Annotated in this window: 16 protein-coding genes and 1 pseudogene; 9 read left to right on the top strand and 8 right to left on the bottom strand. The window is 66.7% G+C overall.

Going from position 1 to position 24649, the window contains the following annotated elements; translation table 11 throughout:
* Positions 1-35 precede the first annotated feature (35 nt).
* The gene (locus tag ACGFNJ_RS37200; RefSeq protein ID WP_393459589.1) at positions 36-1181 is read left to right on the top strand and encodes a beta-ketoacyl synthase N-terminal-like domain-containing protein; all 1146 of its coding nucleotides are present in this window, start codon (positions 36-38) and stop codon (positions 1179-1181) included.
* Positions 1182-1184: 3 nt separating this feature from the next.
* Here ACGFNJ_RS37200 and ACGFNJ_RS37195 read toward each other — a convergent pair whose 3' ends face one another.
* Both ACGFNJ_RS37195 and ACGFNJ_RS37190 read right to left on the bottom strand, forming a co-directional pair.
* Positions 1185-1802 (bottom strand): sensor histidine kinase, encoded by a 618-nt coding sequence (locus ACGFNJ_RS37195; RefSeq protein WP_393459999.1) that lies wholly within the window; start codon positions 1800-1802, stop codon positions 1185-1187.
* A gap of 1278 nt (positions 1803-3080) precedes the next feature.
* Positions 3081-3833 (bottom strand): annotated as a pseudogene (locus ACGFNJ_RS37190) (GAF domain-containing protein); the annotation flags it as partial.
* Positions 3834-4097: 264 nt separating this feature from the next.
* Between ACGFNJ_RS37190 and ACGFNJ_RS37185 the strand changes: the two are divergent.
* A complete protein-coding gene (locus tag ACGFNJ_RS37185) occupies positions 4098-4880 on the top strand; it encodes a sigma 54 modulation/S30EA ribosomal C-terminal domain-containing protein (RefSeq protein WP_393459586.1) in 783 nt (260 codons plus the stop codon).
* A 149-nt stretch (positions 4881-5029) separates the two neighbouring features.
* A complete protein-coding gene (locus ACGFNJ_RS37180; RefSeq protein ID WP_393459583.1) occupies positions 5030-6082 on the top strand; it encodes a fused (3R)-hydroxyacyl-ACP dehydratase subunits HadA/HadB in 1053 nt (350 codons plus the stop codon).
* Positions 6083-6088: 6 nt separating this feature from the next.
* On the opposite strand, the gene ACGFNJ_RS37175 is transcribed toward ACGFNJ_RS37180, so the two are convergent.
* Both ACGFNJ_RS37175 and ACGFNJ_RS37170 read right to left on the bottom strand, forming a co-directional pair.
* Positions 6089-7288, bottom strand: a complete 1200-nt coding sequence (locus tag ACGFNJ_RS37175; protein ID WP_393459580.1) for a GAF domain-containing sensor histidine kinase — start codon at positions 7286-7288, stop codon at positions 6089-6091.
* A gap of 8 nt (positions 7289-7296) precedes the next feature.
* Positions 7297-7929, bottom strand: a complete 633-nt coding sequence (locus ACGFNJ_RS37170; RefSeq protein ID WP_393459577.1) for a response regulator — start codon at positions 7927-7929, stop codon at positions 7297-7299.
* A 327-nt stretch (positions 7930-8256) separates the two neighbouring features.
* Between ACGFNJ_RS37170 and ACGFNJ_RS37165 the strand changes: the two genes are divergently transcribed.
* The 3 genes from ACGFNJ_RS37165 to uvrA all read left to right on the top strand — a co-directional run bounded on the left by ACGFNJ_RS37165 (position 8257) and on the right by uvrA (position 14865).
* Positions 8257-9309, top strand: a complete 1053-nt coding sequence (locus tag ACGFNJ_RS37165) for a glycosyltransferase (RefSeq protein ID WP_393459574.1) — start codon at positions 8257-8259, stop codon at positions 9307-9309.
* A 272-nt stretch (positions 9310-9581) separates the two neighbouring features.
* The gene (locus tag ACGFNJ_RS37160; protein WP_393459571.1) at positions 9582-11687 is read left to right on the top strand and encodes a glycogen debranching N-terminal domain-containing protein; all 2106 of its coding nucleotides are present in this window, start codon (positions 9582-9584) and stop codon (positions 11685-11687) included.
* A 118-nt stretch (positions 11688-11805) separates the two neighbouring features.
* Positions 11806-14865, top strand: coding sequence for an excinuclease ABC subunit UvrA (gene uvrA / locus ACGFNJ_RS37155; RefSeq protein WP_393459568.1), 3060 nt, complete (start codon positions 11806-11808; stop codon positions 14863-14865).
* Between the two features lie 1929 nt (positions 14866-16794).
* Here the strand turns inward: uvrA and ACGFNJ_RS37150 are convergent.
* Together ACGFNJ_RS37150 and secY are read right to left on the bottom strand one after the other, a co-directional pair.
* The gene (locus ACGFNJ_RS37150) at positions 16795-17742 is read right to left on the bottom strand and encodes a LuxR C-terminal-related transcriptional regulator (protein WP_393459565.1); all 948 of its coding nucleotides are present in this window, start codon (positions 17740-17742) and stop codon (positions 16795-16797) included.
* An 84-nt stretch (positions 17743-17826) separates the two neighbouring features.
* Entirely contained in the window at positions 17827-19143 is a 1317-nt protein-coding gene (gene secY / locus ACGFNJ_RS37145; protein ID WP_393459562.1) for a preprotein translocase subunit SecY, read from the bottom strand.
* A gap of 834 nt (positions 19144-19977) precedes the next feature.
* On the opposite strand from secY, the gene ACGFNJ_RS37140 reads away from it, so the two are divergent.
* Entirely contained in the window at positions 19978-20595 is a 618-nt protein-coding gene (locus ACGFNJ_RS37140; protein WP_393459559.1) for a lysophospholipid acyltransferase family protein, read from the top strand.
* A 147-nt stretch (positions 20596-20742) separates the two neighbouring features.
* Here ACGFNJ_RS37140 and ACGFNJ_RS37135 read toward each other — a convergent pair whose 3' ends face one another.
* Positions 20743-21453, bottom strand: coding sequence for an alpha/beta fold hydrolase (locus ACGFNJ_RS37135; RefSeq protein ID WP_393459556.1), 711 nt, complete (start codon positions 21451-21453; stop codon positions 20743-20745).
* Between the two features lie 124 nt (positions 21454-21577).
* Here ACGFNJ_RS37135 and ACGFNJ_RS37130 point away from each other — a divergent pair, with 124 nt between their 5' ends.
* Together ACGFNJ_RS37130 and ACGFNJ_RS37125 are read left to right on the top strand one after the other, a co-directional pair.
* A complete protein-coding gene (locus tag ACGFNJ_RS37130) occupies positions 21578-22009 on the top strand; it encodes a helix-turn-helix domain-containing protein (protein WP_393459553.1) in 432 nt (143 codons plus the stop codon).
* Complete coding sequence (locus ACGFNJ_RS37125; protein ID WP_393459550.1) at positions 22006-22920, top strand: alpha/beta fold hydrolase; 915 nt, start codon at positions 22006-22008, stop codon at positions 22918-22920. Before ACGFNJ_RS37130 ends, ACGFNJ_RS37125 begins: the two co-directional genes overlap by 4 nt.
* Positions 22921-23088: 168 nt before the next feature.
* On the opposite strand, the gene ACGFNJ_RS37120 is transcribed toward ACGFNJ_RS37125, so the two are convergent.
* Positions 23089-24624: an FAD-dependent monooxygenase gene (locus tag ACGFNJ_RS37120; RefSeq protein WP_393459547.1), complete on the bottom strand. Its 1536-nt coding sequence runs from the start codon at positions 24622-24624 to the stop codon at positions 23089-23091.
* Positions 24625-24649: the final 25 nt, after the last annotated feature.

Here is a 24649-nt window from a genome sequence, read left to right as displayed (position 1 = left end):
GCAAGCCTAATCATCGACAACAGCATCAAGATCATATGACCTTGGCCGGAATCGGCGCAGTCACGGCCTACGGCTGGGGTCGCGAGGCGCTGTGGCAGGGACTGCTCAGCGGCAAGTCCGCCGCGTCCGTGCAGCACGGGTACGGGCCCGGTCGCGACGAGGATGCTTGGGTGTCGCTGGTGCCCGAGGGCGGCGATCCGGTGGTCAGCACCAGCCGGTACGGGCGGGCCATGCACGAGTCGGCCAGAGAAGCCATCACCGACGCGCTGGCACGCGGCTGGCAACCGGGCCGGACGGTGGGTGTGTTGCACGCGATCGTGCTCGGCGATGTGGTCAATTGGCGCGACTTCTACCTCGTCGACGGCGGCCATCGGAGCTCCCGTGACTACATGCGGCTGCTGCCGTCCACCCCGGTCTCGGTGCTGATGCAGGAGTACGGCTTTCACGGACCGGCCATGAACGTGTCCGCGGCGTGCAGCTCGGCCAACGTCGCGCTGGTCACCGCGCAGCTCTGGCTGGACGCCGGCATCGCCGACGATGTGGTGTGCATCGCCACCGACATGTCCGCGACCGCGGACATGGTCGAGCATTTCGTCCAGCTCGGCGCCGCGGTGTCCGACACCGAGCCGCTGGACGCGTGCCGTCCGTTCCAGGCGGGCAGCCGCGGGTTCGGCTTCGGCGAGGCCTCGGTCGCGTTCGTGCTGACTCGCTCGGCAGACCTGCCGTACGTCGCGGTGCTCGGCGGCGCGATGAACAACGACGCCTATCACGTGGTTTCGGTCGAACCGACGCACACGCAGATCTTCGAATGCACCGCGCGCGCACTCGACAAGGCCGGGTTGGCCGCCGAGGACGTGCGGTACTTCAACGCGCACGGCACCGGCACCCGGCAATGCGATATGGCCGAACGGGATCTGATGAAAAACATGTTCGGCGACCAGCCGCACGTCTACGCGCTCAAACCGCTGACCGGCCACTGCCAGGGCGCGGCCGCAGGCGTCGAAGTGGCTGCTGCCGCGCTCGGCTACGAGCGGGGGATCGTGCCTGCCGCACCGATTGTCGCGTCTGCGCATCCTCGATTATTAGACGGGCCAACGCCGTTCGAGGGCGGTATCACCGCAAAATTATCGTTGGGCATGGGCGGCAACAACTCCGTCGTGTTATTAGGGCCGGTCGACTGACCTTCACGGCAGCGGGACCGACCAGCACAACCGGGTGCCAGGCAAATCAGAGCCTGCCGTCGCCTCGTCGGCCGGAGTGAGGCCGAACTGCCCGCCTGCTTTCTCCGCTCGTTGCTCCAGATTGCGTAATCCACTGCGCACCACGTGATTCGGCACGCCCCAGCCGTTGTCGGTCACCACGATGGTCAGGTCGTCGTCGACGCTGATCGACACCGCGACGGTGTCGCCGCCCGAATGCCGGACGGCATTGCTCACCGCCTCGCGCACCACCGCCTCCGCATCGTCGGCCAACTCCGCCTCCAGCACCGAGAGCGGGCCGGACACCGAAAACGTTGCCCGCATCGGGCTTTCCGCGGTCTGCCGACGAATCGCATGCTCGATCCGCTGCTGCAGCGGGTTGCCGTGGCCGCCGTGTAGGTCGAAGATCGAGGTGCGGATTTCCTGCACTACCTCCTGCAGATCGTTGACCACCGTCGAAAGCCGTTGCCGCACTTCGGGAACTGTGGTCTTGGCGACCGCGCCCTGCAGGGTGATACCGACGGCGAACAAGCGCTGGATGACGTGATCGTGCAGATCGCGGGCGATGCGATCACGGTCGGCCAGGATATCGATCTCGCGCATCCGATGCTGAGCGTCGGCGAGCTGCATGGCCAGCGCCGCCTGGTCGGTGAACGCGGCGGTCAGCTCGACCAGCTCGTCGGAATACGGTGCGGCACCAGCCTGTCGCATCGTCGCAAGCACGCCGAGGGTGGTGTCGGGGGTGCACAGCGGCAGGATCAGCAGCGGACCCGCACCGGGCAGCGTGATGCCGAGATCGACACTCTTCGCATCGTCGAAGCGCAGCGGGGTGCGGCGGATGAACGCCTCGCCGAGCGCGGTGCCCTCGGTGCGCACGAGGCTGCCCTCGTGGTCCGGGCCAGGGCCGCACCAGTGCGTGATCATGAGTTCGTCGGGCGCATTCCGCGAACTGCCCAGTCGCTCAGCGCCACTCGCGTCCTTGGTGGTGGATGCGTCTGTCGTGCCGAACGGGCCTGCGGTGCCGAGTGGGGCTCTCGGGCCGAGTGGGCCTGCTGGGCCGAGTGAGCTTGCCGGGCCGAGTGAGCTTGCCGGGCCGAGTATGCCTGCCGTGCCGAGTGGGTCCGTTGTGCCACGCCTGTCCGGTGGGTCTGGCTGGCCGGGTGGGTCCGTTGTGTCACGTGTCTCCGGCGGAGCGGCTGTGCCGTACGTGCTCGTCGCGTCTGGGAAGTCCGCGGCACCGCGAGTGCCGGCAGTGTCACGTGCGCTTGTAGTGCCATCTGGGACTGTTGTATCGGTGGTGTCTGCTGTGCCGTAGGTGCCAGCTGCGTTGGGAACGTCCGCGGGGCCGACAGTGCCGTGAGCGCCGGCAACGACACGTGCGCTTCTGGTGCCGTGCGGGACCGGTGAGTCGGCAGTGCCCGCTGTGCCGTGGGTGCCAGGGGCGCCGGGTAGGTCTGTAGGGCCGACAGTGTCGTGAGTGCTGGCAGCGTCACGGGAGCTCGCAGTGGCATGCGGGACCGTTGTGTCGGTGGTGCCTGCTGTGTCGTATGCGCCTGCCGTGTCGGTTTTTCGGTGAGGGTCAGCTGGGTCGTGCGGGTCTGTTGTGCCGTGCGCGTTCGCTCGGCCTGGTGTGCTTGGGGTGGGATAGGGGATGGCTGGGTTGTGTGGGCCCGCTGTGCCGCCTGCGTTCGCTCGGTCATGTGCGTCGCGGATGTACGCGTTCACTCTGTCCAGTACTTCGCGCACACCGTAGGGGTCGGCTCGGTTCTCGGTGTCGTGCAGAACCGGTAAGCCTTTCGGTCCTCCGCCGCCGAACAGGTCGGAGCTGCTCAGATCCGGTGTGTCGTCGATGTTTTCGGGGTCGTAGAGGTCCATCAGGTGCGGGCCTGCCAGGAACGACCGGTGCGAATTCGTCAGCGTGCGTGCATGTTCCACGACGTGGGCCAACACGCTGGCGGAGTGGGTGCCCGCCAGGAACTCGGTGGCGATGTCGCGGGTGGCGGCGATCCAGGCCTGTCTGGTGCGGGCCGAGTCGTAGAGCCGTGCGTTGTCGACCGCGATGCCTGCGGCGGCCGCAAGCGCTTGGACCAGCACGTCGTCATCGTCGGTGAACGGCTGGCCGCCCGCCTTTTCGGTCAGGTAGAGGCTGCCGAACACCTCGTCGCGGATGCGCACCGGCACGCCGAGGAAAGTATGCATCGGCGGATGGTGCTCCGGAAGGCCAACGGCGGCAGGGTGATTCGAGAGCTCTTCGAGGCGAAGCGGCTTGGACTGGTTGAACACGACGCCGAGCACACCGTGCCCGGCGGGCAGTCGTCCGATGGCCTCGCGGGTCGCGTCGTCCATCCCCTCGTCGATGAACTGCACCACCTGCTGGTCGTGGCCGCGTACGGCCAGCGCGCCGTAGCGGGCATCGACCAGGCTGATCGCGGTGCGCACGATGGTGCGCAGGGTCTCGTCCAGGTCGAGGCCGGAGGTGACGGCGAGCATCGCCTCGACCAAACCGTCCATTCGGTCGCGGGAATCGAGGATGAGCTCGACGCGTTCCTTGACCTCGCTGAGCAATTCGCGCAGCCGCAGTTGCGAGAGGGTGTCGCGGACCGAGTAGGGGTCGGTGCCGTGATCATCACTCATATCGGCTTCCCCTGTTGGCAGTGCGCCTCCGCCTGTGGTCCGGTTTGGCGACGGACACCGTCCTTCTGCTCGGCGTCGGACGCGTGAACTGCGCCTCGTGCCAGTCTAGTTGGGCAGCGCAGGCCCGCGTCGGTTCCTGCGCCTGCTCGGCCTCCGTGCGCCATCGGGACTCATCGGCCGATCGGGGACTTTCGGCCCTGTTCGCCAGACCGTTGCGATGGTGACATGACTTCGGGATCAGAAATCGAAAGCAGGGCGTGTCACATGAAGTCGTCTGGGCTGTTGCATACGTCGGTACCACAATATTGGCGCACCGCAGGTGATCTCGATCTTGCGGTGACCACGTCCGGCGACGTGCCTGCCATGGATGTCACGCGGGCGGTCCGCGCGATCGGCCGGGTGCTGCGTCGCCATCACCTGGACGCGGCGACCAGAGTTCGGGTCACCGCGCCCGCCGACGCGGACCAAGCGACCGTGGTGCAGGCCAACATTCGTTGCCAGGGCATCGCGACTCGGGTGCAGGTGACCGGCCCCGGCGGCTTCGCGGTCACCTTCGCCGCCGAACGACTCGACCGGCAGCTGGCTCGGATGACGACGACCCAGCCCCGCGATTGGCCGGATCCGGCGCGACCGCCGCTGGCAGCGGTCACCGAACCACGTCCGATCGTGCGCCGCAAGCGTTATGTGCTGATGAAGTGCTCCGCCGACGAGGCGACCGCCGTGATGGACGCGATGGACTACGACGCGTACCTGTTCGTGGACGAGGAGTCCGGCGTGGACACCGTTGTCTACCGGGGTGATCCGCTCGGTGCGCGCCGAGCCGCCCATCACGCCGCGGTGTCGTTGCTCGCCCCGCCGCGTGCGGTGACCGCGCTCCCGCACCTCGTCGATTCGGCATCGGCGCCCGTCCTGGACGACGACAAGGCCGCGATCATGTTGTGCGACAACGGCTTACCGTTCGTGTTCTACACCGACCCCGAGTCCGGCCGCGGCCGGCTGCTCTACCGGCGCTACGACGGCGATCTCACCCTCGTCACGCCGCGCTGACCTCGCGTCGGCACTTCTAGGCTGCTGCTGATCGGGCCCATCGAGTATGAGCTTGGTCATACCATGGGGCGTCGTCCGATCGGCAACCCATCCGAAGCCGTTGCCGTGACGACTACTTCTGCAAACGCCAGTGATGTGAGGAGTAGGTCTTGAACCGTGTCGGTGCTGTGCACGATGGAGTCGTCGATCCACCGGCGCCGAGCCACTCGGTGATCGGCAGGCGCTTTCGCGTCAACGACCACTACGAGGTCGGCAGGGAGAAGGTCAGGGAGTTCGCCAGGGCAGTGCAGAACGATCACCCCGTGCACTGGGACGAGACGGTCGCCACGGCCTACGGGTATGCGGGATTGGTTGCGCCACCGACCTTTAGCTGCGTGCTCGGCGGCATCGCGCAAGCGGCGCTGACCCAGATCCTCGACGACTACGACCTTGCCGCGACCGTGCAGACCGACCAGGTGCTGACTTTCCACCGGCCGTTGGTCGTCGGCGACCTGCTGACCAGTTCGCTTGCGCTGCACTCATTTCGCCGCGCGTTCGGCGGCGATCTGATGGTGGTGCAGAACATCGTGACCGACCAGCACGACCGCGCCGTACTCACGGCGTACACCACGCTGATGGCGAGCACAGGCGACCTGGCGAACAAGGACGAGATCGCCACATTGATGTCCGCGATCGTGCGCCACGGCACCATCTCCGAGCCGGTGCATCCGATCGGGTTCACCCCGATCGATCCGGCCGAACCCGTTGTCACCGCCGAGGACTCGCGGACGAGCGGGCGCGCCTTACCGTTGGCCGTCGTGTCGGCGGGGGCGGTGCTGGCACCGCACACATTTCGGCTCAAGCACGGTGACCTGGTCAACTACGCCGGTGTCGCGGGTGACGCGAATCCGATCCACTGGCATTCCGGCGCTGCGACACTCGTCGGACTCGATCGTGGTGTCGTCGCGCACGGCATGCTGACCATGGGCCTCGGCGCGGGCTATCTCAGCTCATGGCTCGGCGACCCCGGCGCTATCAAGGAGTACAGCGTGCGCATGACGAGCCCGGTTTACGTAGCGGCACAAGGCAGTAGCGAGGTCGAGTTCACCGGCCGGGTCAAATCCGTCGACGAGCCGACCGGCACCGCCACCGTGGCGCTCACCGCAACGCATGCGGGCCGCAAGATCTTCGGCCGCGCCACCGCGGTCGTTCGCCTGTCCTGACGGCGCTCAACTCAGTGGTGCGGCCCAGTGCACTCGGGTGCCGCCGCCTACTCGGCATTCGACGCTGCACGTGCCGTCCGACGCGACCGCCCGCTGCGTGAGATTCGCCAGCCCGCTGGGTATTACCTCGGCGGGCAGGCCGACACCGTTGTCCTCGACGAGGACGGTCAGCTCGTCGCCGACGGTGATCTGGATAGTCACGGCGTCGCCGCCGGAGTGCCGTACCGCGTTGCTGACCGACTCGCGCACCACGGCTTCCGCGTGGTCGGCCAGCGCGGGGCCGACCACCGACAGCGGTCCGTCGACGCCGAGCCGCGCGTGCATCGCGGTGTCCGCCGTCTGCTGGCGGATCGCGTCCTCCAGCCGTCGCCGCAGCGAGGTGCCCGCGCCGCCGTGCAGGTCGAAGATCGTCGTCCTGATCTCGTGCACGATCTCCTGCAGCCGGTCGATCTCATCCGATAGTCGTTGCCGCACTTGCGGATCGTCGACCCTGGCGCTCGTGCGTTGCAGGCCGAGCCCGACCGCGAAGAGCCGTTGGATGACGTGGTCGTGCAGATCGCGCGCGATGCGGTCGCGGTCGGCGAGCACGTCGAGCTCGCGGGTGCGGCGCTGCGCGTCGGCGAGCTGCATGGCCAGCGCGGCCTGATGGGTGAACGCGGTGACGAGCGCGACGAGTTCCGCTGGGTAGGGCGCGGATTCGGGTGCGCGCGAGATGATCAGCACACCGAGCCCCACGCCTGCCGTCTGCAGCGGCAGGATCAGCGCAGGCCCCGCTATCGCCACCGGAGCGCCGAGATCGACGTCGCGTGCGTCGGCCAGCTGCACCACCGCGCGTTCCGCGAACGCCTTGCCCGCGGCAGTGTCGGTGAGGCGCACAGTGGGCGCACCGTCGGGTGCGTTCGTCCCCGACCATTGCGCGACAAGAAGTTCCGTGGCTTCCTCGGGCGGGGTACCCGCGTCGAGCACGGCGAGAATCGCCTGCGCCGACCCGGTCAGCGTGCGCGCCCGCTGCACGGCCTGCGCGAGCACCCGGCGCGGCTCGGTGCCCGCGAGGAACTCGGTGGCGATATCCCTGGTCGCCTCGCTCCACGCCTGCCTGGTGCGGGCCCACTGGTAGAGCCGGGCATTGTCGACGGCGACGCGGGCGGCCGTGTCCACGACGGCGCGCAGCATGTCGAGCACTGCGTGCGGGACGGCGTCCGTCATGGCGCGGTTCAGCGGTCGCCGAGCTTGCTGGCCAGCACCGCCGCCTGGGTCCGCCGCTCCATGCCGAGCTTGGCGAGCAGCCGCGACACGTAGTTCTTCACCGTCTTCTCCGCCAGGAACATTCGGGCCGCGATCTGCCGATTGGTGAGTCCTTCGCCGAGCAACTCGAGCAGCCTGCGCTCCTGCTCGGTGAGCCCGGCCAGCGGTCCGTCGTCGTCGGTGCTGTCGCGTAGGCGGGCGCGCAACGCGGCGGCCGCGCGATTGTCCAGCAGCGAGCGGCCCGCGCCGACCGCCTTGATCGCCGCGGCCAACTCCATGCCCTTGATGTTTTTCACGACGTATCCGCTTGCCCCGGCCAGAATCGCGTCGAGCATCGCCTGCTCGTCGGTGTAGGAGGTGAGGATCAGACAGCGCAGCCCGTCGACCTCGGCGAGCAGATCGCGGCAGAGTTCGATGCCGTTGCCGTCCGGCAGCCGGACATCGAGCACCGCGACATCGGGGCGCAGCGCGGGAATGCGGGCCATCGCCTGCGCGACGTCGCCCGCTTCGCCGATCACCGTCAGCTCGGGATCGCCCTCCAGCAGATCGATCAGACCGCGCCGGACGATTTCGTGGTCGTCGACGAGAAAAACTTCGAGCACGGCAGCCTCCTGGCGTCGTCTACCTGGCCGAATCAGCAGTCTCGAAATGCCAGAGTAGACACCGGCGTTCCGGGTAAGCTTGCAATGAAGTCAACCAGAGGGGCCGTGGGCAGCGGAGCCATAAGGCTCATGTTTCGTGGGAACTCGAGCGATGACGTATTCAGCGACACTAAATTTCAGCACGATCTTCGGTCCGTCACAGGCTTGTCCTGGATGTGGATCCACCGTCGTAGACACCCTTGCCGATGCCCGATCACGGTGTGCCGGTTGCGGCGCGCAGTGGGGCGCTTCGCAGGAGGGTAGACGCGACGAAAAGCGCGGCGTCTTATGAGAATCGGGCAGATAGTCCCGCCGTGGGTGCCGGTACCGCCGCCCGCCTACGGCGGCACCGAATCGGTGGTCGGCAATCTGGCCGTCGGTCTTGACCTGCTCGGGCACGACGTGCACCTGTTCACGGTGGGTGAGTCCACCTGCCCGGTGCACCGGTATTCGCTGTACGAGCACCCGACCGCGCAGATCGGTGTCGGCGAAGCCGAGCTGATGCACGTGCTCGCGGCCTACGAGACGTTCTCCGATCTCGACATCATTCACGACCACACCTCGCTCGGCCCGTTCGTCGGCGCCACCCACAACGGGCCGCCCGTGGTGGTCACCAACCACGGTCCGTTCTCGGCGATGCGCCAGGAGCTGTTCCGTTCGATGGCGCGCCACGCCCACATCGTCGCGATCTCCGAGGCACAGCGGCGCATGGCGGGCACCGTGCCGATCGCCGGAGTGATCCGGCACGGAATCGATCTCGGCGCTTACCGATACGGCCCTGGTGGCGGCGGCTACGTGGTGTTCGTCGGCCGGATGAACGAGGAGAAGGGCGTGCACCGCGCGGTGCAGATCGCCAGGCAGGCCCGGCGCAAGCTGCTCATGATCACGAAGATGCGCGAACCCGAGGAGCGGCGCTATTACACTGAGCGCGTGCGTCCACTGATGGGCCCCGACGACCCCGAACCGCGCGAGGAACCGCTGGCGCGCCGGGTCGAGCTGGTGCGCCACGCGGACGCGCTGATCAATCCGATCGAATGGCCGGAACCCTTCGGGCTCGTCATGGCCGAGTCGTTGGCCTGCGGCACACCGGTTCTGGCGTTCCCGAACGGCGCGGCACCGGAGATCGTCGAGCACGGCAAGACCGGATTCCTGTGTCGCGACGTCGACGAGATGGTGGACGCGCTCGACGCCGTGCCGACCATCGATCGCCGCGCCTGCCGCGCGGCCGCCGAACAGCGCTTCGGCAGGCTGCGGATGGCCCGCGATCACGAACAGCTGTACCGCAGCATCCTTGCTGATGAACGCGCCACCCGGGCGATGGCACCGGCACCGGTGGCGTGAACCGAGGGCGCAGCGCGGGGTCGCGCGACGGGGTCGGGTGTCAGCGAGTGAACCGAGGACACAGCGCGGGGCCGCGCGATGTCAGCGAGGTGCAGTCATGAGCGAGCGCCAGCGAGTGGACCGAGGGCGCAGCGCACGATCGCGCACGACAGAGTCGTTCGTCAGTGCGGCGAAGTCGTGAACCGAGGGTCAGTGAGTGGACCGAGGGCGCAGCGCACGACGGCGCCGAGGGTCCAGCGAGGCGCAGTCGTGAGCGACCGTAGGGCGACCTTGTGACCCACCCTTGGGGAGATGGGGCCGACACGACCGGTCCACGGACCATCGGTGCCGGCGTCACGTTGGTCGAGGGCTCGACGTTCTGCATCAGCGACGTCGGCGGCTCGATCAGCCCGAATCGCCCGGAGGGCTTGTTCGTTCGCGACACCCGGGTGCTGTCGCATTGGCGGCTGACCGTCGACGGGACCGAACCGCAGCCGCTCACCGTGCGCTACGACGACCCGTACAGCGCGACCCTGCTCGCCAGGACCGCGCCGCGGGCAGGCATCGCCGACAGCACGGCGCTGGTGATCGTCGCCCGTCACGTCGGCGACGGCATGCGCGAGGACCTGACCGTGCGCAACCTGTCCGGCGCACCGCTGGAATGCACGATCGTGCTGGAACTCGACGCCGATTTCGCCGACCTGTTCGAGGTGAAAGAAGGCCGCACCGGCCACGATGTGATCACCGCGGCGCGTGCGATGGACGGCGCGGTCGAGATCCAGCGCGACGAGCTCGACATGGCGGTGACCGTCATCGGGAGCAACAGTCGCGCGACCGGCCGCGAATTGCATTGGGACGTCAAGCTTCCCGGCCGCGGCGAATGGTCGTCGTGCATCGAGTATCTGCCCGCGCTCGGCACGGGGCAGGCACCGCCGCGCTATCCGTGCGGCACTCCGGTCAATCGCAGCGCGCCCGCGCAGCGACTGCGCGAGTGGTATGCGAATTCGCCGACTGTGCAGACCGACGACGAGACCCTGGCCGCGGTGTTGCAGCGCACCGTCACCGATCTCGGTGCGCTGCGCATTTTCGACCCGGACCATCCTGAGCGTTCGGTGGTCGCCGCGGGCGCGCCATGGTTCATGGCGTTGTTCGGCAGGGACTCGCTGCTCACCTCGTGGATGGTGTTGCCGCTCGACCGCAGGCTGGCCGTCGGCACGCTGCAGAGCCTGGCCGGTTTGCAGGGCGCCGAGGTACATACGGCGACCGAGGAACAGCCGGGCCGAATCCCGCACGAGGTGCGGTTCGGGCGGGCCGCGACGCTGCTGCTCGGTGGCGGCACCGCGTACTACGGAACCGCCGACGCCACCCCGCTTTTCGTGATGCTGCTCGGTGAACTGCAGCGCTGGGGCCTGGATGCCGGGATCAGGGACGAGCTGTTGCCGCACGCGGATCGCGCGCTGGAATGGATCGAGCACTTCGGCGATCTCGACGGTGACGGGTTCGTCGAATACCAGCGTGCCGCCGAACACGGCCTGGCCAACCAGGGGTGGAAGGACTCGTGGGACGGCGTCAATTTCGCCGACGGCACGCTGCCGGAGGCGCCGATCGCGCTCGCCGAGGTGCAGGGTTACGTCTACGCGGCGTATCGCGCGCGGGCCACGCTCGCCGCTGGTAGCGGCGACCACGCGACCGCCGAGCGCTGGCGGGTCAAGGCTTTGCAGCTGAAAACCGCCTTCAACGAGGCCTTTTGGCTGCCGGAGCAGGGGTGGTTCGCGATCGGGCTCGACCGGGACAAGCGCCCGATCGACGCGCTGACCTCCAACATCGGGCACTGCTTGTGGACCGGGATCATCGACGACGACAAAGCCGAACGCGTCGCCGACCACTTGCTGTCGCCGGAGATGTTCAGTGGCTGGGGGATTCGCACGCTGGCCACCTCGATGGGCGCATACAACCCGGTCAGCTATCACAACGGCTCGATCTGGCCGCACGACAACGCGATCTGCGCGGCGGGCCTGATGCGCTACGGCTACACCGAGCACGCGAACCGGGTGGTCTCCGCAGTGCTCGATGCCTCGACGCGATTCGGCTACCGGCTGCCCGAGCTCTTCTGCGGATTCGATCGCGTCGAATTCGACATCCCGGTGCCGTATCCGACGTCCTGTTCGCCGCAAGCGTGGGCCGCTGCCGCGCCACTGCTGTTTCTGCGTACGCTGTTGAGACTGGAACCGAGCGTTCCGGAGGGGGTGCTGTCGGTTGCGCCGGTGGTCCCCGCCCGCTATCTGCCGCTGCGCGTCAGCGGCCTGCGCGTGGGTTCGGATGTGCTGACGGTGAGCGTCGACACGGAGGGCTGGCAGGTCCGCGGATTGTCCGGTGACCTGCGGCGGACCGAGGACTGACCGCCTGCGGAACGCGCTCGGAAAAACTTGTCGGTGGGCACGCCTAGCATGACGGCGGGATACGTCTGAACGCCGTTTGTTGGTTGATGCCGAACACGATCGAGAAGGGACTCACCTGGTGGCGGAACGCCTCACTGTGCGCGGAGCTCGGGAGCACAACCTGAAGGGGGTCGACCTCGACCTGCCCCGCGACAGTCTCATCGTGTTCACCGGGCTGTCCGGCTCCGGTAAGTCGAGCCTGGCGTTCGACACGATCTTCGCCGAGGGCCAGCGGCGCTACGTGGAATCGCTGTCGGCCTACGCCCGGCAATTCCTCGGGCAGATGGACAAGCCGGACGTCGACTTCATCGAGGGCCTCTCGCCTGCGGTGTCGATCGACCAGAAGTCCACCAACCGCAACCCGCGCTCGACCGTCGGCACCATCACCGAGGTGTACGACTACCTGCGGTTGCTGTACGCGCGCGCGGGCACGCCGCACTGCCCGGTCTGTGGTGAGCTGATCGCGAAGCAGACGCCGCAGCAGATCGTCGACCAGGTGCTCGCCATGGAGGAGGGCATCAAATTTCAGGTGCTCGCGCCGGTGGTGCGCACCCGCAAGGGTGAGTTCGTCGACCTGTTCGACCAGCTGAACACCCAGGGCTACTCCAGGGTCCGGGTCGACGGCGTGGTGTATCCGCTGACCGATCCGCCGAAGCTGAAGAAACAGGAGAAGCACGACGTCGAGGTCGTGGTCGACCGCCTTGCCGTCAAGCCGAATTCCAAACAGCGCCTCACCGATTCGATCGAGACCGCGCTGCGGTTGGCGGACGGGATCGTCGTCCTCGACTTCGTGGATCGCGACGAGCACGCGCACGATCGCGAGCGGCGCTTCTCCGAGCGGCTGGCCTGCCCGAACGGGCATCCGCTCGACATCGAAGACCTGGAACCTCGGTCGTTCTCGTTCAACTCGCCCTACGGCGCATGCCCGGACTGCACCGGCCTCGGCATCCGCAAGGAGGTCGATCCGGAACTGGTGGTGCCCGATCCGGCGTTGAGCCTGAACGAGGGTGCCATCGCGCCGTGGTCGCGCGGGCAGACCGCGGAGTACTTCACCCGGTTGCTGTCCGGGCTTGCCGAATCCGTCGGGTTCTCGATGGACACCGCGTGGGAAGACCTGCCGCTCAAGGCGCGCAAGGCGGTGCTGGAGGGCAGTTCCGACCAGGTGCACGTCTCCTACACCAATCGGTACGGGCGGAAGCGTTCGTACTACGCCGATTTCGAGGGCGTGATGCCGTTCCTGCAGCGGCGCATGGAGAACACCGAGTCCGAGCAGATGAAGGAGCACTACGACGGGTACATGCGTGATGTGCCGTGCCCCGTCTGTGATGGTGCCCGGCTGCGGCCCGAGATCCTCGCGGTCACCATCAGTGCTGGTGGCGACAACAAGTCCATCGCCGATGTCAGTGATCTGTCGATCGGGGACTGCTCGGCGTTCCTGAACTCGCTCACGCTCGGGGAGCGGGAAGCGGCGATCGCGGGGCAGGTGCTGAAGGAAGTCCAAGCGCGCCTCGGGTTCCTGCTCGATGTCGGCCTGGAATATCTGACGCTGTCGCGCGCCGCGGCCACGCTGTCCGGCGGTGAAGCGCAGCGCATCCGGCTCGCGACCCAGATCGGGTCCGGGCTCGTCGGCGTGCTGTACGTGCTGGACGAGCCGTCCATCGGCCTGCATCAGCGGGACAACCGGCGGCTCATCGAAACCCTCACGCGGCTGCGGAATCTCGGCAACACGCTGATCGTCGTCGAACACGACGAAGACACCATCCGCGCCTCCGACTGGGTGGTCGACATCGGCCCGCTGGCCGGCGAACACGGTGGGCGGGTCGTGCACAGTGGCCCGTATCAGGAGCTGCTCACCGATCCCGAATCCCTCACCGGCGCTTATCTTTCCGGACGGGAACGGATCGAAGTGCCGATGGTGCGCCGCCCGATCAGCAAGAAGCGGCAGCTCACCGTGGTCGGTGCGACCGAGCACAACCTCAAGGGCATCGACGTCAGCTTCCCGCTCGGCGTGCTCACCGCGGTCACCGGCGTCTCCGGCTCCGGCAAATCGACCTTGGTGAACGACATTCTGGCGACAGTGCTCGCGAACAAGCTCAACGGTGCGCGGCAGGTGCCCGGCAGGCACACCAGGATCAACGGCCTGGACAACCTGGACAAGCTCGTCCAGGTCGACCAGTCGCCGATCGGGCGCACCCCACGCTCCAACCCCGCCACCTACACCGGCGTCTTCGACAAGATCCGCACCCTGTTCGCCTCAACCACCGAGGCAAAAGTGCGCGGCTACCAGCCCGGCCGCTTCTCGTTCAACGTCAAGGGCGGACGCTGCGAAGCCTGCTCCGGTGACGGCACGCTGAAGATCGAAATGAACTTCCTGCCCGACGTTTACGTCCCGTGCGAGGTATGCCACGGCGCCCGCTACAACCGGGAAACCCTCGAGGTGCACTACAAGGGCAAGACCATCGCCGAGGTCCTCGACATGTCCATCGAGGAGGGCGCCGAATTCTTCGAGCCGATCAGCTCCATCCACCGTTACTTGAAGACGTTGGTGGACGTGGGACTCGGGTATGTGCGGCTCGGCCAGAGCGCGCCGACATTATCCGGCGGTGAAGCACAGCGAGTGAAGTTGTCGGCGGAACTGCAGAAGCGCTCCACCGGCCGCACCGTGTACATCCTCGACGAACCGACCACCGGGCTGCACTTCGAAGACATTCGGAAGCTGCTCAAGGTGATCAACGGTTTGGTGGACAAAGGCAACACGGTGATCGTCATCGAACACAACCTGGATGTCATCAAGACATCCGACTGGGTGATCGACATGGGCCCCGAGGGTGGTTCCGGCGGTGGAACCGTGGTCGCCGAAGGCACCCCGGAAGATGTTGCGGCGGTAGCGGAGAGCTATACCGGGCAGTTCCTCCGCGAAGCGCTGGACCAGCCTGCCGCGGCGAAGGCGGTGAAGAAGGCTCCGGCGAAGAAGGTGGCGGCGAAGGCGGCCGCGACAAAGACACCTGCGACAACGGCGCCTGCCAAGAAGGCTCCGGCGAAGAAGGCGGTTGGTATCGCGGAGAAGCCGACCGAGGCACAGGCGGCGGCGAAGGCTGCGACCAAGCGTTTGTCTCGAAAGGCTGCTGCTCTTCGCTGATTGGCCGCGAACGCCGTCATGTCCCGTTCGGTGAGCAGCATTCTCACGAGTGGTACATGGTGGAGGCGACACGCCGTAAACGCCTCCACCATGTACCACTCGTGAACCGCTATCCGCGCGAACGGGACATGGCTGCATCAACTCTCGCGCTGGAACCCGTTTGAGGTGGTGAGCCTCGCATTGGCGTGAGAGAAGTGGTTGCTGGGCCCGTTGGCGTGAGAGAACTGGTCGCTGGGCCCGTTGGCGTGAGAGATGTGGTTGCTGGGCTCGTTTGGCGTGAGAGATGTGGTTGCTGGGCCCGTTGGCGTGAGAGAAGTGGTCGCGGGGCCTGTCGGCGTGAGAGAACTGGTCGCTGGGCCCGTCGGCGTAAGAGAAGTGGTTATCGAGCCGCCTTGAGCGGTAGTCGAATGGTTGCCGAGCTTTATTGGCGTGAGAGATGCGGTTGCTGAACCTGATTGGCGTGAGTGAAGGGGTTGCGACGCGTGTCGCGACACGCGCCTTTTCTCTCACGTCAACGCTTCAAGATCGCTGTGATGTTCGCTGAGCCGGACCACCGGCCGATGACCGGGACGGTTGCCGCCCGTGTTGACGGGAGTGAAATGGTTGTTGACCCGTTGACGGGAGTGAAATGGTTGCTGACCGTCGTTGGCGGGAGTCATATGGTTGCCGTGCGCTCGAAAACGGCCACCATATGACTCCCGTCAACCTCCCTCGAGATCACTTCCCCGAAAAGATCTTTGGACCGGACCACAGCCAAGTAACCCGGCTGGGACGAGAGAACGCGTGAGCGACTGCGGAAGGTCAGCCGGGTACGGCTCACGACGTCACCACGCTATCCAGTGCAAACCCCGAGACTGTCCCGTTCGTCAGGAAGCCGTTCAACCCGCGGATAAACCACCACCCCAAACGCAACACGCCTTACGAATCCTGCACCAACCCCCAAAGCCGCGCCCCCCAAAGCTGCGCCCGTCCGAGGCCGCGCCCCACGGGGCGGGTTGGTCTGCGCCCGTGCCGCTTTGGGCTCGGCGAAGGCAGAGCTCCTTCGGGTCCACGGTCTCCTGTGAATTCGGCAGCCAAGGGTTTGCACCGGATTAGCGTGGTGGCGTCGCCTGCCGTACCCGGCTGACCTCCGCAGTCGCTCACGCGTTCGCTCGTCCCAGCCGGGTCACTTGGCTGTGCTCCCGTTTCGAGAGCTTTCAAAATCCAAGAAGTCGAATGTTCAGGCCCACCAACAGGTTCTGCCACCCGTTCGCTTCCTCCTGGCGCACTTGACGTACAGAACATGCACTTGACCCATGCTGCAGGGTGGGTCATGAGCGCAATTCCTACGTCAAGTCACGTGCGAGCTCGGGGTTCACGGCTGACGGGCTCGAATCCGCACTCGTTCTGTGGATTCGCACTGGTTGTGGGCTGCCAGAAGGGGTGTGGATCCACAGAACGAGTGCGGATGCACAGCAGGGGTGCGGATTTCGGTGTTGGGGCGGGGCTGGCCGCGGTTGCCGGCCTCAGGGGTGCTGCGATCCCGGTATGTGGGCTCGCAGGGGGTGGTTTCTGGTCGAGAGGGCACTGGTGGCGGGGGCTTCTCGGGCGGATTCAGCCGGGCGATGCCGCCACCAGTTCCCAGTGATCAATCGACCAACTGCGGGACCGGGACGGTTCACGGTGGGGTGGTGTTGAGGCGCGCCTAGCCCGCGGTTGCGGGTCTCAGGTAGGTCCGCGATCCCAATATGTGGGATCAAAGGTTGGTTTCGCGGTGAGAGGGCACTGGTGGCGGGGGCCTCTCGGGCGATGCCGCCACCAGTGCCTCGTGATCAACCGACCAACTCCGGGACCTGGGCGGATCTGCGGAAGGGGTGTGGATTCGGGGTTCGTTTGGTGGAGTGTTGTGCCCATTGGTGTTGGCTGTGGGCTCAAGGTGTTCGGTGGGGGTTAGACCTCGGTGCGGTTGGGGCGGAGGTCGACGGGGACATGGTTGATTCGGAGGAGTGGGTCGACGCGGTGGGTGGCTGGTAGTGCGGTGACGGTCTCGGGCGGGAGGGCGTGGGGGACGATTCGTCGGGTGTGGGCGTAGACCGCCGCGTGTACTCGGTCGCGGACGCCGAGCTTGGCGAGCACGTTGGAGACGTGCGTTTTGACGGTTTGTTCGCCGACGCCGAGCGTGTCCGCGATCTCCGGGTTGGTGTAAGCCTTGGCGATCAGCAGTAGGACCTGGTGTTCTCGGGTGGTGAGGGTCGCTACCTCCGGTGCGGTGGGGAACGGGTCGATCCCGGTGGTCAGCCGGGTGACGAGACGGCGGGTCAGGGTCGGGTCGATCAGTGCGTCGCCGCGGGCCGCCATGCGGATGGCGGAGATCAGGCCGTCGGACGGCAGTGCGGTGGTGAGGAATCCCGACGCGCCGAGACACAGTGCGCGGTAGAGGTTTTCGTCGGTGTCGGAGGAGGTGAGCGTGAGGATGCGGGTGGCGCCGCCGAGTGCCGCGATGGTGTCGATGGCGGCTGGGCGGTCGAGGCCGGGCAGGTCGAGGCCGAGCAGTGCGACGTCGGGACGCAACCGTTCGATTTCCCGGATCGCCGCGGCGCCGTCGTCGACCTCCGCCACGCATTCGAGATCCGGCTGGGTGGCGATGGCTGCGCGGAGGCCGGAGCGGAAGACCGCTCGATCGTCGGCGAGCAGTACGGAAATCGTTGAGCCAGAAGGGTTCTCGACTCCAATAGGCGGGGAGCCCGGATGGTTCAGCGGCTGGTGTTTTTCGACGGTGCCGCTGGTCGGCGTCGCCGCGTTGGCCACACCGCTCATCGACAGGGTCGCGGCGGTGACGGCGAGTACGAGGGACGACGCCACTCGGAGCAACGGGCGGGCGGAGGAGTTCCTGGCCATAGGTTCGACGGTAGCGTTATCGGGAGGCTGGGCGCGCCGGCACCAGGGAAGACGTCGGGCGAGCGGACCGGAGACGTGTGGCGTTCAGCGCAGGAACCCTTCGTAGTTCCGGTTCATCACTTGGCTCTCGAGTTGTTTGACCGTGTCCAGGGCGACGCTCACCACGATCAGCACGGAGGTGCCGCCGAACGCGAGCCCCGGCGCGGCACCACCCGCGCCCGCACCGAGGAACAAGTTCGGCAGCACCACGACCGCGCCGAGGTAGAGGGCGCCGGGCAGGGTGATCCGGCTGAGAACGTAATTCAGGTAGTCCGCGGTGGGTTTGCCTGGCCGGTAGCCGGGGATGAAGCCGCCGAACTTCCGCATCTCGTCCGCGCGTTCCTGCGGGTTGACGGTGATCGCGACGTAGAAGTAGGTGAAGAACACGATCAGGGTGAAATAGATCGTGACGTACACAGGGCTCGTTGGGCTGACCAGGTATTGGTGGATCCACGCCTGCCACCTGGTCTGATGTCCGGGATCGCGTTGCGTCAGCTGGGCGAGCAGGTTCGGCAGGTACAGCAGCGACGACGCGAAGATCACCGGAATCACGCCCGCCTGGTTGACCTTCAGCGGCAGGTAGGTCGAGGAGCCGCCGTACATCTTCCGTCCGACCACGCGTTTGGCGTACTGCACCGGAATCCGCCGCTGCCCTTGCTCGACGAAGACCACGCCGACGATTACCGCGAACACCGCGACGCACACCCCCACGAATAGGAGCGTGTTCCTATCCAAGATCGCTTTGCCCTGACTCGGTGCCTGCGCGGCGATACCGGCGAAAATCAGCAGTGACATGCCATTTCCGATGCCACGCTCAGTAATCAGCTCGCCGAACCACATGACCAGCGCCGCCCCTGCCGTCAACACCAGCACCAGCACGATCATGCCGAACAGGGAGGTGTCGGCCAGGATGTTCTCGGGGCAGCCGGGCAGCAGTTGTCGTCGCGCGGCCAACGCCACCAGCGTCGAGCCCTGCAAGACGGCCAACGCCATCGTCAGATAACGGGTGTACTGAGTGATCTTCGCCTGCCCGGTCTGCCCCTCTTTGCGGAGCTCCTCGAACCGCGGGATCACCACGGTCAGCAGTTGAATGACGATGCCCGCGGTGATGTAGGGCGTGATGCCGATCGCGAACACCGAAAGGTGCAGCATCGCACCGCCGGAGAACAGATTGATGAGCTGATAGATACCCGCCGACTCGCCGCCGGAGGCAATGGCGACGCACCTGCGCACAGCCGGGTAGTCGACCCCCGGCGACGGCAGCGCCGCACCGAGCCGATACAGCACGAGCAGCCCAAGCGTGCCAAGGATCTTCCGCCGCAGATCTGGAGTCCGGAGAGCCGGTACAAGGGCGGAAAGCACGAGTCCTCCTGATGAATAGTATTGTCGGACACCAGATTCCGCTGCCTGCACGCGGCCGACCTGCCAGCCCCTTTGACGTTACGGAGCAACGGCACCCCTCCACGTCGCCCGCGAGTCGGAATTCCGCCTCCCTCAGTTGGGGGAACCCACCCCCAACCCCCGCTCGTGCAGAATCGAAACGTGCTCGCAGGTACCGACGGTGCACGGATCGCTGTGGGCATCGTCGAGACGCGGGCGCAGATCACGACAGGTGGCGTCGAAATGCCCTGGTACGTGAGCCGTATGTGGTTCGCGGTGGGCTGCGCCGGAAATGCGCTCGGGGGCGCGGCGGTGTGTTGATTGCGGTGGGTTTCGTCAAGACGCGGGGCGAGGATTGTGCGCGGATCACGGAGGGCGGAGTCGAATCGCGCTTGGTGCGCTCGGTGCGCTGATCGGGTCCGTCGGAGGGCGCTCCTGGCATTGCTGGTTGTGTCGTTCGCAACAGGCTGCGCGGGAAGGTGTTTGGGGGCGTGGGCGTGTCCGGATCACGGTCGGCTTCGTCGGGCCGCGGGCGCGATCACGGTGGATGGCGTCGAAAGGCGCTCGTGGGTGAACCGGTGTGTGGTTCGAGGTGGACTGCGCGGGAGGGTGTTTGGGGTGTGGGTGGATCGCGACGGGCTATGGCGAATCGCGTTAGGGGCGCGGGGTGGGCGGATCGGGTGGTGTGGAGGGGTTTGGGGCCGGGAGAGGGAGGTGGGGCGCGGGTAGGGTGAGGTGAGGCTGATTTCGGGCCGATGGGAGGGCGTGATGGACGAGGGGTCGGGGCGACCGAAAGGGCTTGGGAAGCGTGCGTGGGTGACGACGAAGTTGGTGCGTCGGGTACTGCGTGGGCTTGCTTGGTCGAATGTTGTGCGCGTTACTGTGCTCGGGCGGGCGGAGGTGCCGAAGTCGGGGGCGGTGATCGTGGCGAGTAACCACATCTCGATGTTGGATGCGGTATTTCTGTGGGGTGCGTTGCGGCGCAGGGCCATTGCTATTGCGATGGCGGAGCTGTGGTCGTGGCCAGTGGTGGGGTGGTTGGTGCGGCGGCTCGGGCAAATTCCGGTGGTGCGCCGTGACAGTGAGTCGGGGCAGACCGCGCTTTCGCAGGCCGAGCAGATCCTTCGGCACGGCGGCGTGCTGCTGATCTATCCGGAGGGGCGGCTGGTTGCGCCGGGCGAATCGGAACCGTATAAGCCTGGAGTAGCGAAACTGGCTCTGGCGACTGGTGTTCCGATCATTCCGGTCGGCACCACCGGCACCGATCGAGTCCTACCCATGCGGCGCACCCGCGGCGACGGCCCCGCCTTCGACCGCCGCCAACAGGTGACCATCCATTTCGGTACACCCATCGACCCCACCGACTTCGACGACCCCGACAAGCTCCTCGACCACCTCCGCCAGCGCATCGAGGATCTCCGCAGCACAAACTGACGCCAGCCGCCCGGTTGCTGAGACCGAAGTCGGTGTTGGCGCGCGCGGAGGTGGTCGGCCGGTCGCTGGGACCGAAGTCGGTGCCAGCGTCCCGGTGGTGGTCGGCCCGTCGTTTGAGACCTCAGTCCGCGCGCGGAGGCGGTCGGCTTAGGGGTTGGCGATGGTGTGGAGGAGGTCGGCTAGTTTTTTGGGCTCGGACCACATGGGCCAATGGCCGGTGGGGAGGTCGAGGTAGTGGGCGGTGAGGTGGGTGAGTTCGGTGAAGGCGGGGACTTGGCCGCTGTCGCGGAGCTTTTCGACTTCTGCGGTGGTGAAGCTGTTGCAGATGATGGTGGTGGGGATGGACCAGCGGGCGGGGGAGTCGCTGAGTTGGAGGGGGCCGGACGCGATGGTGGTCGGTTCGCTGACGGCGCGGTCGCGGAAGCGGGCGAGGGCAGCCTCGTCCAAGCCGACGAGGCTGTTGCCTGCGGCTTCGAGTTCTGGCCAGTCGGGTAGCTGCCATTCGGGGCCGGCGTCGGCGAGGGTGGCGTCGATGATGTAGCCGTTGGGGATCGGGGCGGAGTCGACGTAGATCGCACGGTGGAAGCGGTCCGGTGCGACGTCGGTGGCGAGGTAGGCGGGGGCGGCGCCACCGGAATGGGAAACGAGCACGGCGGTTTCGCCTGCGGGGACGGCGTCGACGATGGCTTGGGCCTGAGCCGCCAAGGTGGCCGAAAGCCGGTCGGGGTCCGCCGGATCCAGGCCGGGGAGAGTCAGCGCCTGTACGTCGTTGCCGCGTGCGCGCAGGTCGTCTGCAACCTCGTCCCAGGCCCATGCGCCGAGCCAGAAACCGGGAACCAAAACCATCCGTGTAGCCATGGCCCTACCTTGCCGTATGGGACCGACATGTTTAGAGGTAGCTCACTGCCCGAGTCGCGATGTACTGCATTTATCCACAAACAACCCTATTGCCTCAACTTATAGGGAAGTTTAAGGTGATTCTGTGACTGAACGCCTCTACTCCGTGGAACAGGTGGCCGAACGCCTCGGGCTGCACGTGCGCACGATCCGCAACTACGTGCGCGACGGGCGGCTCAATGCGGTCCGGATCGGGAAGCAGTACCGGATCGCGCACGAGGATCTGGAGGCCTTCACGGGTCGGCCGGTGCCTGCGCCCGTGCGGGAAACGGTCGAGCGGCGGCGGCACAGCGAGGTGTCGAGCATCGTGCAGATCGAGGCGATCTCCCCCGAGACGGCGGATCGGGTGACCAGCTTGCTGATGGGTGCGGCGGCGAATCGGTCGCCCGGCGACGATCCGTTGCGCATCCAGACGGTCTATGACGCGGAACGGGCGCGCATGAAAGTCATTGTCCTTGGCGGCCTTGCCGATACGGCTCGGCTGTTCGACTACCTGGAAGGGGTGCTCGCATCATGAACGACCGTAGCGAGCCAACGATGAGCGCGGCAGCGCCGGACACGGTCGCCGTGCAACCGTGGGATGGCGCTATGCGCACGCTCTACAAGTCCGAGCATGGCGCGAACGTGGTTCAACAGCACTATCGAAAGTTGTTGGACGCCTGGCCGATCCCTGCCGAACGGGTACGGGTGTCGACCCGCCAGGGCGAAACCTTTGTCCTGGTCTCCGGTCCGCAGGAGGCACCGCCGCTGGTGCTCCTGCACGGTTCGGGTGGGAACGCGGCCAACTGGCGCGGCGACATCGCCTCGTGGGCAAAGCATTTCCGCACGTACGCGGTCGACATCATCGGCGAGGCCGGCGACAGCGCGCCGTCACGCCCGCCGTTGGATTCCGACGCGTACGCGCTGTGGCTCGACGACGTGCTGGCAGCTCTCGGCCTCGACGACGTTGCGATCGTGGCGAGTTCGCTTGGCGGCTGGATGGCGCTGGACTATGCGACCCGCAGGCCGAGCCGGGTGACCAAGCTGGCCTTGCAGTGCCCGAGCGGCATCGGCAAGCAGACGATGGGCTGGCTGCCGAAGGCCTTGTTCCTGAGGATGTTCGGGCGTCGCGGTGTGCGGCACACGGCACGCATGGTGACGGGCCTGAACACCTCGCTGACTGAGGCCGCGCTGGACGACATAGTCCTGACCTTCACAACCTACAAGCCGCGCACCGAGCGTCTCCCGATCTTCTCCGACGACAAGCTGCGCGGCCTGACCATGCCGGTGCTGGTCATCATCGGCGCCATGGACATCATGCTCGACTCCGCCGAAACTGCCGAGCGTGTCCGCCGCTGCGTCCCCAACGCCACGGTCCATGTGCTTCCCGACGTCGGCCACGCCATTCTCGGCCAAACCGACACTGTCCTCGCCTTCCTCCGCGATTGACCAAAGCTCCCAACCCTTCTCAGTAGCGATGGCCCATACGGCCAAGCACGCCGATGGGTCCGGCACATGCGGCGCCGACGCGGGGTGCGCCGTCATGTCCGCGCGGGACATGACGGAGCTGAATCGCCTGTGCAAGCGCCGTCATGTCCCGTTCGCTCGGCTCGGTTCTCAGTGCTGTGGCGAACCGAACCAGCGGGCCAATGACGAGCGGAGATGGTCGGAGTCGGCGGGATCATCGCTGTCGGTTGCCCAGGCCACGTAACCGTCCGGTCTGATCAACAGGGCGGTGGCGGGTGGTTCGGTGGCGGTGGCGGTGAGGATGTCGACTCGGTCACCCCACGGGGCGGCGACATCGGCCAAGTCAGAGGCAGTGCCGAAGGTGAGCAGGACCGGTCGGGCGCGGCGCAGGAGTTCTGCCACTCGTTGTGTGCCGTACCGGGTTTCGAGGGTGAAGTCCGGAACCAGGCAGCCGGCGAGCCGGTGGCTGTCGCCGGTGTCGTAGCGGGTGTCGGCACCGGCCATCAGCCGTGCGATGTGGGCGGCGTTATCCGGTTTGCCGAGGAGTTCGCCGAACAGTTCGCGCAGCGCGGTGACTTCGGGGCCGGGGGCGAACAGGGCAATTTGGGCGAGGGAACTCATCATGACGCGCAGACCGACGGGATGCCGTTCGGTGTGGTAGGTGTCCAGCAAATCATCAGGGGCCCAACCATTTACCGTCGCCGCGAGCTTCCAGCCGAGGTTGGCTGCGTCCTGTAGCCCGAGGTTCAGACCGGGTCCGCCCATCGCCGAGTGCACGTGTGCCGCATCACCGACCAGGAAGACGTTGCCCGCACGGTACTGGGTGGCCTGGCGGGTGTTCTGATTCGCCAAGCGGCGCAATGCGTGTGGGCCCGGCCCTCGCGGTGGTTCGATCGGCACATCGACACCGAGTACCCGCCGCAGGCTCTCGCGCAGTTCCGCGATCGTCATGGGTGTCTCGGCGGGCGCGGCTGGCCCGCCGACCTCCAGTGTCGCGACCATCGGGCGACCGGCTTCCAGCTCGGCATAGATCACGCCGCCGCTCTCGAAGCGATTGTGCCCGAAGCCGACTCGGCCGAATCCCGGCACATCGAGCCCGCCGTCGGGCGCGCGCAACTCGCCCGGCAGCCAGACATGTGCCATCCTGCTGATTCTGTGCGCGTCGGTGCTGCCGGGAAACTCGATGCCGAGTCGCTTGCGGACGAAGCTTTTGCCGCCGTCGGCGCCGATCAGGTACGTCGCGTCGAGTTGGTATTCGCCCTCGGCACCGGCCACCGTGACACCGACCGCGTCGTCGCGTGGGGTGACCTCGGTGAGCCGGTGTCCCCAGCGGAGGTCGACGCCGAGTCCGCGCACCCACTTCTCCAGCAGCCGAACGAGTTTGGGTTGGGGCATCGGTAGCCCGTACATGACCTTGTCCGGCATCTCGGTGAAGGACAACGGCATGCCACTGAACAGGTACCCGGGCATCGGCTGCGGCGCCGCACCGGACTCGTCGTACAGCCCACGCATGTCCAGTAGCCGAACCACCTGACCGACAAGGCCGTTCGCCTTCGGTTCGGTGCTCGGCCCGGGTAGTTGGTCCAGCACCACCGGGCGGACACCGGCCAAGGCGAGCTCGCCCGCGAGCATCAACCCGTTCGGTCCGGCCCCGGAAATGACTACGTCGTAAGAGTTTTCGGGCATGACAAAGCAACCCCTTGCCTCAATA

Source organism: Nocardia sp. NPDC049149 (assembly GCF_043197455.1).
In the GTDB taxonomy this organism is placed as follows: Bacteria; Actinomycetota; Actinomycetes; order Mycobacteriales; family Mycobacteriaceae; genus Nocardia.
Note: the sequence above shows the minus strand (reverse complement) of the source record. Positions and strands in the feature narration are given on the sequence as shown.